This is a genomic window from Paracoccus luteus, from assembly GCF_004522155.1.
Classification (GTDB): Bacteria; Pseudomonadota; Alphaproteobacteria; order Rhodobacterales; family Rhodobacteraceae; genus Paracoccus; species Paracoccus luteus.
The window spans coordinates 153,700-167,922 of the sequence record NZ_SDEA01000002.1 but is presented as its reverse complement, the minus strand read 5'-3'; the positions used below and the strand labels follow the sequence as shown (position 1 = coordinate 167,922).

At 72.4% G+C, this 14,223-nt stretch carries 10 protein-coding genes; 2 read left to right on the top strand and 8 right to left on the bottom strand.

All coding sequences use genetic code 11. The features are described 5' to 3' along the window. Positions 1–29: 29 nt before the first annotated feature. Positions 30–1,724 carry a site-specific DNA-methyltransferase gene (locus EPA64_RS03655; RefSeq protein WP_134724898.1) on the top strand — a complete coding sequence of 565 codons (1,695 nt, stop codon included), beginning with the start codon at positions 30–32 and terminating at the stop codon, positions 1,722–1,724. Between the two features lie 64 nt (positions 1,725–1,788). Here EPA64_RS03655 and EPA64_RS03650 read toward each other — a convergent pair whose 3' ends face one another. The 3 genes from EPA64_RS03650 to hslV all read right to left on the bottom strand — a co-directional run bounded on the left by EPA64_RS03650 (position 1,789) and on the right by hslV (position 4,228). After that, on the bottom strand, positions 1,789–1,977 hold the full coding sequence (locus tag EPA64_RS03650; protein WP_134724897.1) for a PLD nuclease N-terminal domain-containing protein: 189 nt from the start codon (positions 1,975–1,977) through the stop codon (positions 1,789–1,791). 330 nt (positions 1,978–2,307) lie between these two features. After that, positions 2,308–3,603 carry an ATP-dependent protease ATPase subunit HslU gene (hslU, locus tag EPA64_RS03645; RefSeq protein WP_134724896.1) on the bottom strand — a complete coding sequence of 432 codons (1,296 nt, stop codon included), beginning with the start codon at positions 3,601–3,603 and terminating at the stop codon, positions 2,308–2,310. Between the two features lie 67 nt (positions 3,604–3,670). After that, a complete protein-coding gene (hslV, locus tag EPA64_RS03640; protein ID WP_134724895.1) occupies positions 3,671–4,228 on the bottom strand; it encodes an ATP-dependent protease subunit HslV in 558 nt (185 codons plus the stop codon). An 82-nt stretch (positions 4,229–4,310) separates the two neighbouring features. Here hslV and EPA64_RS03635 point away from each other — a divergent pair, with 82 nt between their 5' ends. Beyond that, on the top strand, positions 4,311–5,192 hold the full coding sequence (locus tag EPA64_RS03635) for a hypothetical protein (RefSeq protein ID WP_134724894.1): 882 nt from the start codon (positions 4,311–4,313) through the stop codon (positions 5,190–5,192). An 83-nt stretch (positions 5,193–5,275) separates the two neighbouring features. Here the strand turns inward: EPA64_RS03635 and trxA are convergent, their stop codons facing one another. The 5 genes from trxA to tsaE are packed head-to-tail and all read right to left on the bottom strand — an operon-like array spanning position 5,276 to position 14,194. Continuing rightward, a complete protein-coding gene (gene trxA / locus EPA64_RS03630; protein WP_134724893.1) occupies positions 5,276–5,596 on the bottom strand; it encodes a thioredoxin in 321 nt (106 codons plus the stop codon). 49 nt (positions 5,597–5,645) lie between these two features. Then, positions 5,646–9,152: a double-strand break repair helicase AddA gene (gene addA / locus EPA64_RS03625; protein WP_134724892.1), complete on the bottom strand. Its 3,507-nt coding sequence runs from the start codon at positions 9,150–9,152 to the stop codon at positions 5,646–5,648. After that, positions 9,149–12,070, bottom strand: coding sequence for a double-strand break repair protein AddB (gene addB, locus EPA64_RS03620; RefSeq protein WP_134724891.1), 2,922 nt, complete (start codon positions 12,068–12,070; stop codon positions 9,149–9,151). Before addB ends, addA begins: the two co-directional genes overlap by 4 nt. After that, positions 12,063–12,746: a nucleotidyltransferase family protein gene (locus EPA64_RS03615; protein ID WP_134724890.1), complete on the bottom strand. Its 684-nt coding sequence runs from the start codon at positions 12,744–12,746 to the stop codon at positions 12,063–12,065. Before EPA64_RS03615 ends, addB begins: the two co-directional genes overlap by 8 nt. After that, entirely contained in the window at positions 12,722–14,194 is a 1,473-nt protein-coding gene (gene tsaE / locus EPA64_RS03610; protein ID WP_134724889.1) for a tRNA (adenosine(37)-N6)-threonylcarbamoyltransferase complex ATPase subunit type 1 TsaE, read from the bottom strand. The genes EPA64_RS03615 and tsaE overlap by 25 nt, the downstream gene beginning before the upstream one ends. Positions 14,195–14,223 lie beyond the last annotated feature (29 nt).

The window sequence follows — 14,223 nt, the reverse complement described above, 5'->3', positions numbered from 1 at the left end:
GTGGCGCGTGACTGCGCGCGAGGGACGATTTGAACCACCTGTATTATGGCGACAACCTGGCGGTCCTGCGCGACCATATCCCCGACGACAGCGTGGACCTGATCTATCTGGACCCGCCGTTCAATTCCAACGCCAGCTATAACGTGCTGTTCCGCAGCCCGACCGGCGACCAGTCGGCCGCCCAGATCGAGGCGTTCGACGACACCTGGCACTGGGGCGACGAGGCCGAGACGGCGTTCCAGTCCGTCCGCAACAGCGGCCACACCGACGCCGCGACCATGCTGGAGGCGATGCGGTCGTTCCTGGGCACCAACGACATGATGGCCTATCTGGCGATGATGGCGGTGCGGCTGATCGAACTGCACCGGGTGCTGAAGCCGACCGGCAGCCTGTATCTGCACTGCGATCCGACGGCGAGCCATTATCTGAAGATCTTGCTGGATGCGGTGTTTGGGGCTGGCGGATTTCGGAATGAGATTAGCTGGCGGCGATCAAGCGCACACTCCGACACTAAGCAAGGAATGGATCGACTTGGGAAAATCCGAGACGTTATCCTTTTTTATACGAAAGGAAAGTCTTGGCTTTGGAATCCCCAGTATTCCGCCTATAATCCTGAATACTTCGAGAATGAATACCGGCATAAAGACGACAACGGACGCCTCTACAAGGAAACCGACGCGACGGCCGCAAAGTCAGGCGGCGATGTGTCTTATGAGTGGCGCGTCAAACGTCGAGCGGGGGAAGCAACACGATGGCAAGCCGACGTTGAGAACGAACACCTGAATCCGCAGGAGGGTTGGGACTACCTAGCGGTTCCTCCGTATGTTGGACGCTACTGGGCTTATAGCCGCGCAAATCTGGAAGCATTTTGGCATGCGGGCAAGCTTGTCCATCGCGAGACCGGCATGCCACGCATCAGACATTACGCTGATGAAATGCCGGGAGTGCCGCTGCAGGACGACTGGGGAGACATACAACCTGCCTCAGGCGCAGAACGCCTCGGCTACCCCACCCAGAAACCCGTGGCGCTGCTCGAACGCATCGTCGCGGCCTCGTCCAATCCCGGCGACGTGGTGCTCGACCCGTTCTGCGGCTGCGGCACCACCGTCCATGCCGCGCAGAAACTGGGGCGGCAATGGATCGGCATCGACGTGACCCACCTTGCCATCGGCCTGATCGAACGCCGCCTGAACGAGGCGTTCTCCGGCGTCGCCTACAAGGTCCACGGCACGCCGCAGGATCTGTCCGCCGCCCACGACATGTTCGCCCGCGACGACACGACCAAGAAAGAGTTCGAGAAATGGGCCGTCAGCCTGATCGGCGCGCAGCCGTGGCGGGCGGGGAAAAAGGGCGCGGACGGCGGCATCGACGGGCGGCTGCCGTTCGGCAGGACCAACGTCGCCCTTGTGTCCGTCAAGGGCGGCAAGGACCGGCAAAGAAACCACATCGACCAGCTGCGCGCCGTGATCGACCGGGAAAAGGCCGACATCGGCGTGTTCCTGACCCTTCACGAACCGACCGCCCCCATGCGGGCTGAGGCGGCGGGCGCGGGGCAGTTCCAGATCGACGGGTTCGACCCGGTGCCCCGCATCCAGATCGTGACCGTCGAACAGGCGATGGCCCTGCGCGAACGCGCCGTGAAAATCCCGCTGGCCCGCGCCGACACCTTCCGCAAACCCGCGCGAGAGGAGGACGCCACCCGGCAGTCCCGGCTGGATCTGTGACCGCATGAAAGCGGCCCCGACCGGGGCCGCCTTGCATCGCCGGGGTCAGGTCGCGGGCGTCAGGTCACACCCGCCCCTGCTGGTTGGCCTTCGGCCCCATCAGCCACCAGGCGATCAGCCCGGCGACCGGCAGCACCGCCACGACGATCACCCAGATCACCTTGGACCGTCCCGTCGCGCCCGAGTTGATGATCGACGCGATGGCCCACACGTCCAGGGCAAAGATGATGATGCCGATGATGGTTTCGAACATGGCGGGCCTCCGGTTGCGCTTGCCGGCTTAACGGCGGCGCGGCCCGCCGGTTCCGTCACGCTGGACCGGACGCCCGTGCCATGTCATCCTGCGTGAAAGGCGCGGCCCACGCAGGGTGCCTCTCGCCAGGTAGGACGCGCCGCGGCGGCCGGAGGCACCCCGGCCGCCACGTTCCCTTGCCCGACAGTCCGGCGGGGGACTCCTGCGCATCGCGCTGTTGACTTTCCGCGGATTCGGTCCGATCCTGCCTGAAAGGTGCGTTTTAGCAGGATGCCTCTGCCCGACAGGACGCGCCACGGCGGCCGGAGGCACCCCGGCCGCCATTTTATCTTACAGCACGTAACGCGACAGGTCGGCCGACCGCGCCAGATCGCCGATCTGGGTTTCGACAAAGGCCGCGTCCACCGTCACCGCCTGCCCGCCGCGGTCGGGCGCGGTGAAGGACAGCTCCTCGAACACACGTTCCATCACGGTGTAAAGCCGCCGCGCGCCGATGTTTTCCACGCTGCCGTTCACGTCGGCGGCGATCCGGGCCAGCGCGGCGATGCCGTCGGGGGTGAAATCGACCGTGACGCCTTCGGTCCCCAGCAGGGCGGTGTATTGGCGGGTCAGGGCGTTGTCGGTTTCCGTCAGGATGCGGACGAAATCGCCCTCGGTCAGGGCGCGCAGTTCGACCCGGATCGGCAGGCGGCCCTGCAGTTCCGGCAGCAGGTCGCTGGGCTTGGCGACGTGGAACGCGCCCGAGGCGATGAACAGGATGTGGTCGGTCCTGACGGGGCCGTATTTGGTGCCGACGGTCGTGCCCTCGATCAGCGGCAGCAGGTCGCGCTGCACGCCCTCGCGGCTGACGTCGCCGCCGCGGGTTTCCTGGCGGGCGGCGACCTTGTCGATCTCGTCGATGAAGACGATGCCGGACTGCTGCACCGATTCCAGCGCGGCGGCCTTGACGGCGTCGTCGTCCAGCAGCTTGTCGGCCTCTTCGGCGATCAGCAGGTCATAGGATTCCGCCACCGTCACCTTGCGGCGCACGCGGCGGCCGCCGAACGCCTTCATCAGCCCCGACAGATCCATCATGCCGCCGACCGGCATGCCGGGCATGCCCGGCATCTCAAGCCCGCCCAGCGGGTTCGAGGCGTCGGGCAGGTCCAGCTCGATCACCGTGGCGTCCAGCTCGCCCCGCTTCAGCTTGCCGCGGAACAGCTCGCGCGCGCCTTCGCCCGCGACGGCCTCCAGCACGCGGTCCTCGGCGGCCTGGTGGGCGCGGGCCTTGACCGCCTCGCGCATGCGTTCACGGGTGTCGGCGATGGCGGCGTCGGTCAGGTCGCGGATGATCTGCTCGACGTCGCGCCCGACATAGCCGACCTCGGTGAACTTGGTGGCCTCGACCTTGATGAAGGGCGCCTGCGCCAGCCGCGCCAGCCTGCGGCTGATCTCGGTCTTGCCGACGCCGGTCGGGCCGATCATCAGGATGTTCTTGGGATAGACCTCGTCGCGCAGGTCGTCGGGCAGCTGCTGGCGCCGCCAGCGGTTGCGCATGGCGACGGCCACGGCGCGCTTGGCCTCGGCCTGGCCGATGATGAAGCGGTCAAGCTCGCTGACGATCTCGCGGGGGGTCAGGGTGGTCATGGGTCTTTCGCCTTGGTCCAGGGTTCACGGGCAAGTCCGCGGCCGCGGACGGGCGGGCAACGGCCCCTTATCCGCCGATCGTCTCGACCGTCAGGTTGCCGTTGGTATAGACGCAGATGTCGGCGGCGATCCGCATGGCGCGGCGGGCCACCGCCTCGGCGTCCAGGTCGCTGTCCATCAGCCCGCGGGCCGCCGCCAGCGCATAGTTGCCGCCCGATCCGATGGCGGCGACGTCGTGTTCGGGTTCCAGCACGTCGCCCGCGCCCGTCACGACATAGACCTGCGCGCCGTCGGTCACGATCAGCATCGCTTCCAGATTGCGCAGGTATTTGTCGGTGCGCCAGTCCTTGGCCAGTTCCACGCAGGCGCGCTGCAGCTGGCCGGGGGCGGATTCCAGCTTCTTCTCCAGCCGCTCAAGCAGGGTGAAGGCGTCGGCGGTCGATCCGGCAAAGCCCACGACCACGTCGCGCCCGCCGGGCGACAGCCGGCGGACCTTGCGGGCCGTGCCCTTCATCACCGTCTGGCCGACGCTGACCTGCCCGTCGCCCGCGACGACCACGCGCCCGCCGCGGCGCACAGCCAGGATCGTGGTGCCGTGCCAGCCGGGAAATCGGTCGTCGCTCATCTGGGCCTCCGTTCGCGTTGCGGGTCAGATAGTGGCGCGGGGCGGCTTTCGCAACGCGGCCGGCCGCATTAGCCTGCGCGCCATGACCACGCCCACCCTGCGCGCCTATCTGGACGGCTTGATGCTGGAAACGGCGCGCGCGGGCACGTTCCCGTTCATGCGGGTGCTGGCCGATGCGGTCCGCGGCGCGGGCTGGGCGGTCGAATGGCGCGACGCGGCCGAACCGGTTGACCCCGACGGCCATGCGCTGGTCCACATGCGGCGGCCGGACAATCCGCACACGCTCAGCTTTCGCCGCGCCTATCATTATCCGTTCTGGACGGTCGAGCCTTGCGTGGAACGCTGGCGCTTTGCGGTGGCGCGCGCGGCATTCGACCCGGCCGCCGTCCCGCCCGAGGCGGGGGGCTTTGCCGCGCGGCTGCGGGCGCGGGTGCTGCCGGGGCCGGACCCGGTCCGGGGCGATCACGTGCTGGTCCCGCTGCAGGGACGCATCCGCAAGGAACGGTCGTTCCAGACGATGAGCCCGGTGCAGATGCTGGACGCCGTCTGCGCGACCGGCCGCCCGGTCATCGCCACCCTGCACCCGCGCGAGGCGCTGGACCGCGCCGACCGCGCGGCGCTGGACCGGCTGGCGCGCAGGCACCCGAAGCTGACCATCGGCGGCGACACGATGGCGCGGCTGCGCGACTGCGCCTTTGTCGCCACGATGAACAGCGCGGTGGCGTTCGACGGCTATCTGCTGGGCAAGCCGGCGGTGCTGTTCGCCGCCATCGACTTTCACCACATCGCGCTGAACGTGGCCGACATGGGCGCGCGGGCGGCGCTGGACGCCGCGCCCGGCCATGCGCCGGATTTCGCGGCCTATCTGTGGTGGTTCCTGAAACACCGCGCCATCGACGCGGGCGCGCCGGACGCGGGCGCGCGCATCATCGCCGCCATGCAAAGGGGCGGCTGGCCGATCTGACCCGCCGCCCCGTTCTTCCTTGCCCAAATATCCTGGGGGGGCCGCGCAGCGCGCGGCGGGGGCAAAGCCCCCCACCCTGGCCGTCAGATCGATTCGTCGATCCAGCTTTTCAGCGAAGCCTTGGGCGCCGCGCCCATCCGGTTCGACACGACCTGCCCGTCCTTGAACAGGAACAGCGCCGGGATGCCGCGCACGCCCAGCGTGGCGGGGGCGTCGGGGTTCTCGTCCACGTTGACCTTCACGATCTTGACGCGCCCTGCGTACTCGTCCGACAGCTCTTCCAGCGCGGGGCCGATCTGGCGGCAGGGGCCGCACCATTCGGCCCAGAAATCGACGATCACGGGCACGTCGGACTGGCGGACGACGCTGTCGAAATCGGCGTCGGTGGCTTTCACGGTGGACATGGTTGCTCCTGGAAAACGGGCCGCGCGGGGCGGCGGGGTTGGATCACAGCTATGAAGCGCGACCCGGCGGGTCAAGGCCGGGCGCGCCTGCGCCGCCGCCCAACGCCGCCAGCGCATCCGCCCATGCGGCGTCCAGCAGCGCGTCGGGCAGCGTCATCAGGGCCCGGCTGCGCGTCCACAGAACCTGCATTTCCGTCGCGCGGCCCGGCCAGATCGCGCGGACGGCGTGGCGATAGGCGGCCATCTGGCGCAGGATGCCGGCGGGGACGGCGTCCGGCGTGTCGGGCACGACCTCGTTCGATTTATAGTCGATGGCCGTTACCCGGTCTGCGGTGACGATCAGCCGGTCGATGCTGCCTGACAACCGGCGCCCGCCGGGCAGGGGCGCGGTCAGCGCCGCCTCGCGCAGGACGGTCGCGCCGGGGGGATCCCACGCCCCGGCCAGCGGTTCGGCATCGATCACTGCCCCCGCCTCGGCCAGCAGGGCGGCCAGTTCCGCGTCATCGGGCAGCCCGCCCTCGGCCCCGGCCAGCGCGGCGCGCGCAAGCTGCGGCCACCGGGCGCGGTCCTGTCCCGGCAGATGTTCCAGCAGCAGGTGCAGCCGCGTGCCGGCCAGCATCGCCGCCTGCCGGTCGCCGTCTCCGTCGCCCGCGCCGGGATGCGCCAGCGCCTTGGCCCCGCCCAGCGCGGTCGCAGCGACCGGCCCCGGCGGCCGGTCGGCGGACGGCGGGCGCCGGTGCGCCCAGTCGGGCAGATCGGGCGGGGCGGCGGGCGCCGGGCGCTCATCGTGCGCGACCGTGGGCCAGTCGCCGAAGGACAGCCGCCGCCCCTCGCCCCAACCCACGGGCAGCGTGGTTTCCGCCAGACCGTGGCCGCCGTCGAACCCCGCCGCGACCATTGCGTGCCAGCTGTCCAGCCCGGTCCCGGTGTCGCCCGCCGCCGCCACGATCAGCCAGCTTTCGGCGCGGGTCATCGCGACATACAGCAGGCGGCGGCGCTCCTCCTCGGCGCGGCGGCGGTCACGGTCGGCCCAGGCGGCAACGGCGTCGGGGCGTTCGGCGGTCTTGTCGCGCCAATGCGCGGGCGGGCCGCTGTCGGGCAGGATCGTGCGCGGCTCGGCCGGGCCGCGCTTGCGCCGGGCGCAGTCGGGCAGGATGACGATGGGGCTTTCCAGCCCCTTGGCGCCATGCGCGGTCATCACCCGCACCAGCCCGCCGCCCGATCCCGGCTGGCGGCGCACCTCGACATCGCCCGAGGCGAGCCAGACCAGGAACCCGGTCAGCGACGGCACTTCGGATGTCTCATAGGTCAGCGCCTGCGCCAGCAGCTCGTCGATGCCGTCCTGCGCCTCGGGGCCAAGCCGCGCGATCAGCCGCGCCCGCCCGCCGTGCCGCACCAGCAGGCGCGAGATCAGGTCGTGCGGGCGCAGGAAATCCGCCCGGCCCATCAGATCCTCGATGATGCCCATCGCCTCGGCGTGGGCCGATCCGCGCAGCGCGGCGATCAGCCTGCCCTTGCGCGGCGCGGCCAGCCGGAACAGCGCGTCCTCGGACAGGCCGAACAGGGGCGAGCGCAGGGCCGCCGCCAGCGACAAATCATCCTCGGGGGTGGCCAGCACCGACAGCAGGGCGCGGATGTCGGCCACCGCCAGCTCGCCCGCCAGCTTCAGCCGGTCGGCCCCGGCGACGGGCAGGTTTTCCTGCTTCAGCGCCAGGATGATGTCGTGAAACAGCGCCGACCGGCGCTGGACCAGGATCAGCACGTCGCCGGGCCGGACCGGGCGCGGCCCGCCCGCGCGCGGCTGGAAGGGCTGGTCGATCATCTCGCGCACGGCGCGGGCGGTGGCGCGGGCCAGCACCTGACCGGCGGCGTTCTGCGCCGGGCGGTCCACCGGGTCGAACCACTGGCCGTCCTCGGGCTTGTCGGGTTCGGGCACCGGGGGCCACAGGTCCACGCGGCCCGGCATCGCCGCGCGATGGGCGATGTGGGCGGGCGGCTCGCCCAGCCCCTCGGCCGCGGGACCGGCAAAGGTGGCGTCGGTCAGCGACAGGATCGCGGGCGAGGACCGGAACGAATGGCGCAGCGCCGCGTCCTGCATCGGGCTGCCCGCCGCCGCGAAGGCGTCGGAAAACCCCGCGTGCCGGTCGCCGAACACCGCGATGTCGGCCCCTTGGAACGAATAGATCGACTGCTTCGGGTCGCCCACGACGAACAGGGTCCGGGGCCGGTCGGTGGCGCCGTGGCCGGCCGTGAACTCGGCCGCAAGGCGTTCGATCACCTGCCACTGGCGGGGCGAGGTGTCCTGCGCCTCGTCCACAAGGATGTGGTCGATGCCGCCGTCCAGCCGGAACAGCACCCATTGCGCCATGCTGGCGTGGCCCAGCAGGTCGGCGGCGCGGTCGATCAGGTCGTCGAAATCCAGCCAGCCGCCCGCGCGCTTGGCGGCGGCATAGCGGCCGCAGAAGGCGTGGCCGAACCGCTGCAGCGCCAGCGTGCGGCGCGCGTGGTCCAGCCCGATGCGCAGCGGGCGGGCCGCTTCCACCCGGCTCATCAGCGCGTCGATCTGGTCCATCAGCCCCGCGCAACTGCCCGATTGCAGCGGCTTGGACGGCCATTTGCCGATCTTGGCCAGCCCGGCGCTGTCACCCGACGCGTTGATGAAGACCGATTCCAGCCGCCGCAGCTCGTCCATGCCCGGCGCGTCCCAGTCGCCGCCGTCCAGCTTGCCCGCGTCCTTGACCATGCTGACGCCGCCCGCCCGCAGCAGCGGGATCAGCGCCGCGACCAGCCGCGCGTCGCCTTCGGGGAAACAGTCGGCCAGCAGCCGCGCCGCATCGAGGCCAGGCGGCAGGCCGCAGTTGGCCCAGACCGTCGCATGGCAGGGCGGGGCGTCAAAGTCGCGCAATCCGGCCAGAAAGCGGTCCAGCTCGTGGTCGGACTGCAGCGCCAGCAGATCGGCCATCTCGGGCGCCGATTCCGCCGCCATCTGTTCGATGATGTCGGCGCGCAGGCCCGCGGCGCTGCGGTCGTCCAGTTCCGCAAAGCCGTGCGGCACCCCGGCCTCGAGCGGGAAACGCCTCAGGATCGCGCCGCAGAAACTGTGGATCGTCTGGACCTTCAGCCCGCCCGGCGTCTCGATCGCCTGCGCAAACAGCCGCCGCGCCGCGCCAAGGTCGGCGCCGGGGGGCACGCCCATCCCGGCCAGCCGGCCGGTCAGGGCGGCGTCGTCCAGCATCGCCCATTCGCCCAGCCGCTTCAGCAGGCGATTCTGCATCTCGGTCGCGGCGGCCTTGGTATAGGTCAGGCACAGCACCCGTTCGGGCCGCGTGCCCCCCAGCAGCAGCCGCGCCACCCGGTCGGTCAGCACGCTGGTTTTGCCCGATCCGGCGTTGGCGGTCAGCCAGGTGCTGCGGCCGGGGTCGGCGGCGCGGTGCTGGGCCTGCGTCGCGGCGTCGTGCCCCGCGCGCGGTGTGGCGTCGTGCCCTGCGCGCGGTGTGGAGTCGTGCCCTGCGTGCGCTGTCTCGTCCCGCCCCGCGCGCGCTGCATCGTCGTTCATCGCCCCACCTTTATCCGTTGCGCGGCGTCGGTCGCCGACCATTCGCCCAGCCGCGACAGATGGTCGTAATCCGACGCGTCGCTGTCCTTCTCCATCGCCAGCCGGGCGGTGAACCCGTGCGTGCCGTCCAGGTATCCCGCCAGCAGCAGCGCCAGCCCGTCGCGCGTTTCCGCGCGCACCGCGTCGTTCCAGTCGATGGGCGCGGTCTTCCCCTCGCCCCCCAGCTGGATATAGCGCAGCGCGGCCACCGGCAGCGGCGTGCCGAAGGCCCCCGCCTCGACCATCAGCGCCTCAAGCGGCAACTGCTTGTCAAAGCGCCTGACCTTGGCCTGCGACGGCGGCGCGCCGGATTTATAGTCATAGACCACCGCCGTCCCGTCATCCTGCCGGTCGATGCGGTCGGGCTTTGCCGTCAGTGTGAACGGCAGCCCCGGCAGCGGCCATTCGCGATGTTTTTCGACGATCATCGGCGCGCCGGTCTGCAGCCGTTCGCGTTCCTCGCTGGCCAGCCGGTCCGCGATGCCGGCCAGCCGCGCGCGCCAGAACAGCCGGGTCGAAGGCCAGGGCACCTCGGCCGCCAGCACCTCGTCCGCCGCCGCCATCAGCCGGTCGCGCAGGTCGGCCACGCTGTCCAGCGCCGTCGGGGGCGGGGTCAGGAACCGCTGGATGACGGCGTGCAGCACCGTGCCGCGGCTGGCGGGATCGGGTTCGGGGCGCAGCGGGTCCAGTGGCGACAGCCGCAAGACCCGGCTGGCATAGACCGCATAGGGGTCGCGGATCAGCGTGCGGATGCCCGTGACCGACAGCCGGTCCAGCGCCGGGGCGGGCGGCACCGGCGCGGGCCGGGGCGCGCGCGGAATGGCGGCCGCAGGCTCTGCGATCGCGGCGGCCAGCGCCGTCCAGCGGTTGCCGCGCGCCCGCATCGCGTCCAGCGCCTGCGGGCCGGACTGGCCGGGCAGGCCCGACATCAGGTTGACCAGCCGGTTCAGCCAGCGCGAGGGGATGGTTTCCGCCTCGTCGCTGCGCCGGGCGCGGGTCAGCACGACCTGTTCGGCGGCAAGGCCGATCTGGATGTCGTGCGCGGCCAGCCCGATGCGGCGTTCCGGCAGGGTCAGCCCCGCCTGCCGCCGCATCGGCCGCGACAGCCACGGGTCGGGGGCCAGCGCCTGCGGCCAGCCGCCCTCGTTCAGCCCGCCCAGGATGACCAGGCCCACCGCCTCGGTCCGCGCCTCGCGCGGGCCGCGGATGCGGACCAGCGGATGCGCGGCGGCATCCGCGCGCACCGCCTGCGCCTGCAACTGCTCGTGCAGCAGCTGCGCGAACTCGGCGGCGGTCAGGGGCGGGCCGGCGTCCGCGTGGGCGGCCAGATGGTCCAGCACCGCGCGCGCCTTTTCGCCCGGCTTTTCGGCGTAAAGCTGCGAGGCCCCGGCGTCGCCGCCCGGCCCCGCCGCCCATCGTTCCGCAAGGTGGCGCAGATCCGCCAGTCTTTCGGCCAGCGGGCGGGGGCCGGGACCGGACGCGATGCGGGCGCGCGTCTCGTCCAGCGCCTGCGCCGCCCAGTCGGCCCAGGGGCGGCGCGCGTCAGCCTTGGCCCGATCCTCGTCCGCCCAGTCCCGCAGCGCCGTGCCGTCCGGGAAAACCGGGCCGTGCCTGCGCAGGCGCAGTTCCAGCTCGCGCGTGATCAGCAGGTGCTGGCGGCGCGCGCCCTCGCCCGCGCCGGTCGCGGCCAGCGGATGCTTGAGCAGCACCAGCAGCGCGTCCATCGCCAGCGGCTGGCCCCACAGCGCCGCGATATGGCGCAGGAACAGCCCTGCCGCCGTCAGGGGCAGCGGCACGCCGGCGCTGTCGTCGGGCACGATGCGCCAGCGGTCCAGCGCCGCCGTGACCCGCCGGGTCAGCGTGCGGTCGGCGGCGATCAGGGTCACGGGCTGGCCGCGCTCGACCGCCTCGCGGATCAGCGCGGCGATGGCGGCGGCCTCGTCGGCGGGCTGGTCGGCCTCGATCAGCGTCATGTTGCGGGCCAGTGGCGCCAGGTCGCCCAGCGCGGGACCGTCCGCGACCCAGCTGTCGGTGACGGGCGCGGGGCGCAGGGCCAGGCTGACCAGCCGGTTGCGCGCGGGGTCCGGCGCGGGCGCGTCCGTCCACGGGCGCGGCAGGCCCAGCGCCGCGATCAGGGGCGCAAAGCGGGCCTGCGGGTGATCCTCGTCCCCGCCCACCAGCCGGTCCCAGACATCGGGCGGGGTGTCGGCGTCAAAGCCGGGCAGGATCACCGCCCCCTGCGGCAGCCCGGCCACCGCCTGCATGAACAGCCGCGTCGCCCCGTGCGATCCGGTGGACCCAGCCACGATCACCGGCCCGTCGGGCAGGTTGCGCCCGGCGGCCCAGTCGGCGGCCAGCCGTTCGGCGGTGGCGCGCTGGCGCGCCTCGGGGTCGACGGCCGGGCCGGTCAGGTGGAACCCGGCGGCGATCCGCAGAAAGGCCAGCGCCCGCTGCCAATGCGCGGCGTGGTCGGCGGCGTCGATGCGGTCCAGCGCGTCGGGGCCCAGCCCCTCGGCCTGCATCTCGGCCATCAGCTCGGCCAGCGACTGTGTCAGCGCCGGCACCGACTGGCCGCTGTCCGACCCCAGCGCGGCATCGACCAGCCGCGCCAGGTCCAGCCGCCGCGCCAGCGGGGGCGCCAGGCCCGCGTCGCCCGCCCCAAGGTCGGCGATCAGCCGCATCCGCGGCAGCAGCATCGCGCCGCCCCGCGCGAAGGCCGCCCCCAGCGCCGTCAGCGTCCGCCCCGAGTTCGCGTAAAGCGTGACGCGGCCCATATCCTCGGGCGGGCGGGCGGCCATGCGGGCGATCAGCCCGGCGGCCGTCTGCTGGGCGAAATCGACGCCGGGGGGCAGGGCGAACAGCCCCTTCAGGTCAGCCATCCAGCATCCTTTCCGCGACCGCGATGCAGTCGGGCCGCCCCACGTCGCACCAGCCGCCCGCGTGGACGATGCCAAAGACGCGCCCGTCCGCGATCAGCAGATCCCACAGCGCGTTCAGCGAGAACGCCTCGTCCGCGATGCCCGCCAGCCGGTCGGGGCGGATGACCTGCGCGCCGGTATAGACCAGCGGCCCGCCGCGCGCGATGCGGCCGCGGGCGTCCAGCGCGAAATCCCCGCCGCCGACGCGCCCCTGCGCGCGGTCCACCGGCACCAGCATCAGCAGCGCGTCCATGCGGTCGCCGTCCCATGCCGCGCGCAGGGCCGCGACCGGGTTCGGCCCGGTCCAGACCACGTCGGGGTTCAGCGTCAGCACCGGACCCGGCCCAAGCAGGGGCAGCGCCCGTCGCAGCCCGCCGCCGGTTTCCAGCAGCCGGTCGGATTCGTCGGAAATCGCCACCTCGGAACCCGCCAGATGCGCGGCGATCTGGCCGCCCAGATGATGCGTGTTGACCACGATCCGCCGCGCGCCGCCGCCCCGCGCCAGCGCCAGCGCCCGGTCCAGCAGCGTCACGCCCCCCACCCGGATCAGCGGCTTGGGGCGCGTGTCGGTCAGCGGCGCCATGCGCGTGCCGCGGCCGGCGGCGAACAGCATCAGCGCGTCGGGCGGGTTCCGCATCGGGCGGCGATCCTTTCGATGATCTCGGGCGTGGGCGGGGGCACGCCGCGCAGCGCCGCCGCCAGCGGCGCCAGCGCGGGATGCGCCACGTCGCGGACGATGGCCGCCCAGACCCGCGGCATGAATGCCAGATAGCGCGGCTTTGCGTCCCGCAGGCACAGCCGGGTAAAGATGCCCATGATCCGCAGGCCCCGCTGCGCCCCCATCAGCGCATAGGCGGCGGCAAAGCGGCCCGGTTCCTGGCCGGTCGCGGCCAGGTAACGCGCCAGCGCGGCGGCCTCGATGTCGGGGGCGACGTCGCGCCGCGCGTCCTGCAGCGCCGAGGCGAGGTCATAGGCGGGGTGCGTCGCCACCGCGTCCTGGAAATCCAGCAGGCCGGGGGCCGCGCCGCCGCGCCAGACGACGTTCTCGGCATGGAAATCGCGCAGCGACAGGGCCGGGGCGGCGTCGGCGCAAAGCTGGGCGTAAAGCGCAGCGACGGCGGCCGCCACGCCCGCGCCCGCGCCCGGCACGCCGGCGGCGGGGGGATACCACTGGGCGAACAGCCCGACCTGTTCGGCCAGCGCCGGGCCGTCCAGCGCCGGGACGAAATCCGGCGGCGCGTGGCGGTGCAGGTCTGCGATCAGGTCGGCCAGCCGCGCATAGATGGCGGGGGCCGCGTCCGGGTCGCGGTCCAGCACGCGGGCGACCAGATCGTCGCCCAGATCCTCAAGCAGCAGCAGCCCGGCGGCGGCATCCGCGGCCAGCACCTGCGGCGCGTGAAAGCCGCGGTCGCGCAGCCAGCCGGTCATTGCCAGATAGGGCGCGCACGTCCCCGGCGGCGCGTCCATCAGCACCGCCGTCCCGTCCCCCCCTGTTCCATCCTCGCCCGTCCCGTCCCCGCCCGTCAGCCGGAAATACCGCCGGGCCGAGGCGTCGCCCGCCAGCGGCGCGACCCGCGCGCCCGCCCGGCCCGCGCGATGCAGGAAGGCGGCGATTTCCGCCAGCCGCGCGACCCCGGGCCAGCGCGCCGGATCGCCCGACAGCGTGATCCGGCGCCGGTCGGGGGCGGTGGGCCGCAGCGACACCGTCAGCGCGCCGGGCGGCGGCGCGCCCATGCGGTCGGGCCATTCGATCAGCGTGATGGCGGTGTCGATGGCCTCGTCCAGCCCCAGTTCGACCAGTTCCGACGGATCGGTCAGGCGATACAGGTCGGCGTGCCAGATCTCGGTCACCGCGGCCTCATAGGTCTGGACGAGGGTAAAGGTGGGGCTGGGCACGTCCTCGGCCGCGTCGCCCTGGCGCGCGCGGATCAGGGCGCGGGCGAAATGCGACTTGCCCGCGCCGACCGGCCCGTCCAGCAGCAGGCAGTCGCCCGGCCCCAGCACGGCCGCCAGCACCCGCGCCAGCCCGGCGGTGGCGTCCTCGTCGGCGTCGGGCAGGGTGGCGAGTGCGGGCGCGTCGGTCATCGCGGAAACCTAGCGGCCGCCGGGGACGG

Coding starts and splice junctions, on each gene's coding strand:
- EPA64_RS03650 (WP_134724897.1), bottom strand. CDS start 1,977: ATGTTCGAAACCATCATCGGCATCATCATCTTTGCCCTGGACGTGTGG.
- hslU (WP_134724896.1), bottom strand. CDS start 3,603: ATGACCACCCTGACCCCCCGCGAGATCGTCAGCGAGCTTGACCGCTTC.
- hslV (WP_134724895.1), bottom strand. CDS start 4,228: ATGAGCGACGACCGATTTCCCGGCTGGCACGGCACCACGATCCTGGCT.
- EPA64_RS03635 (WP_134724894.1), top strand. CDS start 4,311: ATGACCACGCCCACCCTGCGCGCCTATCTGGACGGCTTGATGCTGGAA.
- trxA (WP_134724893.1), bottom strand. CDS start 5,596: ATGTCCACCGTGAAAGCCACCGACGCCGATTTCGACAGCGTCGTCCGC.
- addA (WP_134724892.1), bottom strand. CDS start 9,152: ATGAACGACGATGCAGCGCGCGCGGGGCGGGACGAGACAGCGCACGCA.
- addB (WP_134724891.1), bottom strand. CDS start 12,070: ATGGCTGACCTGAAGGGGCTGTTCGCCCTGCCCCCCGGCGTCGATTTC.
- EPA64_RS03615 (WP_134724890.1), bottom strand. CDS start 12,746: ATGCGGAACCCGCCCGACGCGCTGATGCTGTTCGCCGCCGGCCGCGGC.
- tsaE (WP_134724889.1), bottom strand. CDS start 14,194: ATGACCGACGCGCCCGCACTCGCCACCCTGCCCGACGCCGACGAGGAC.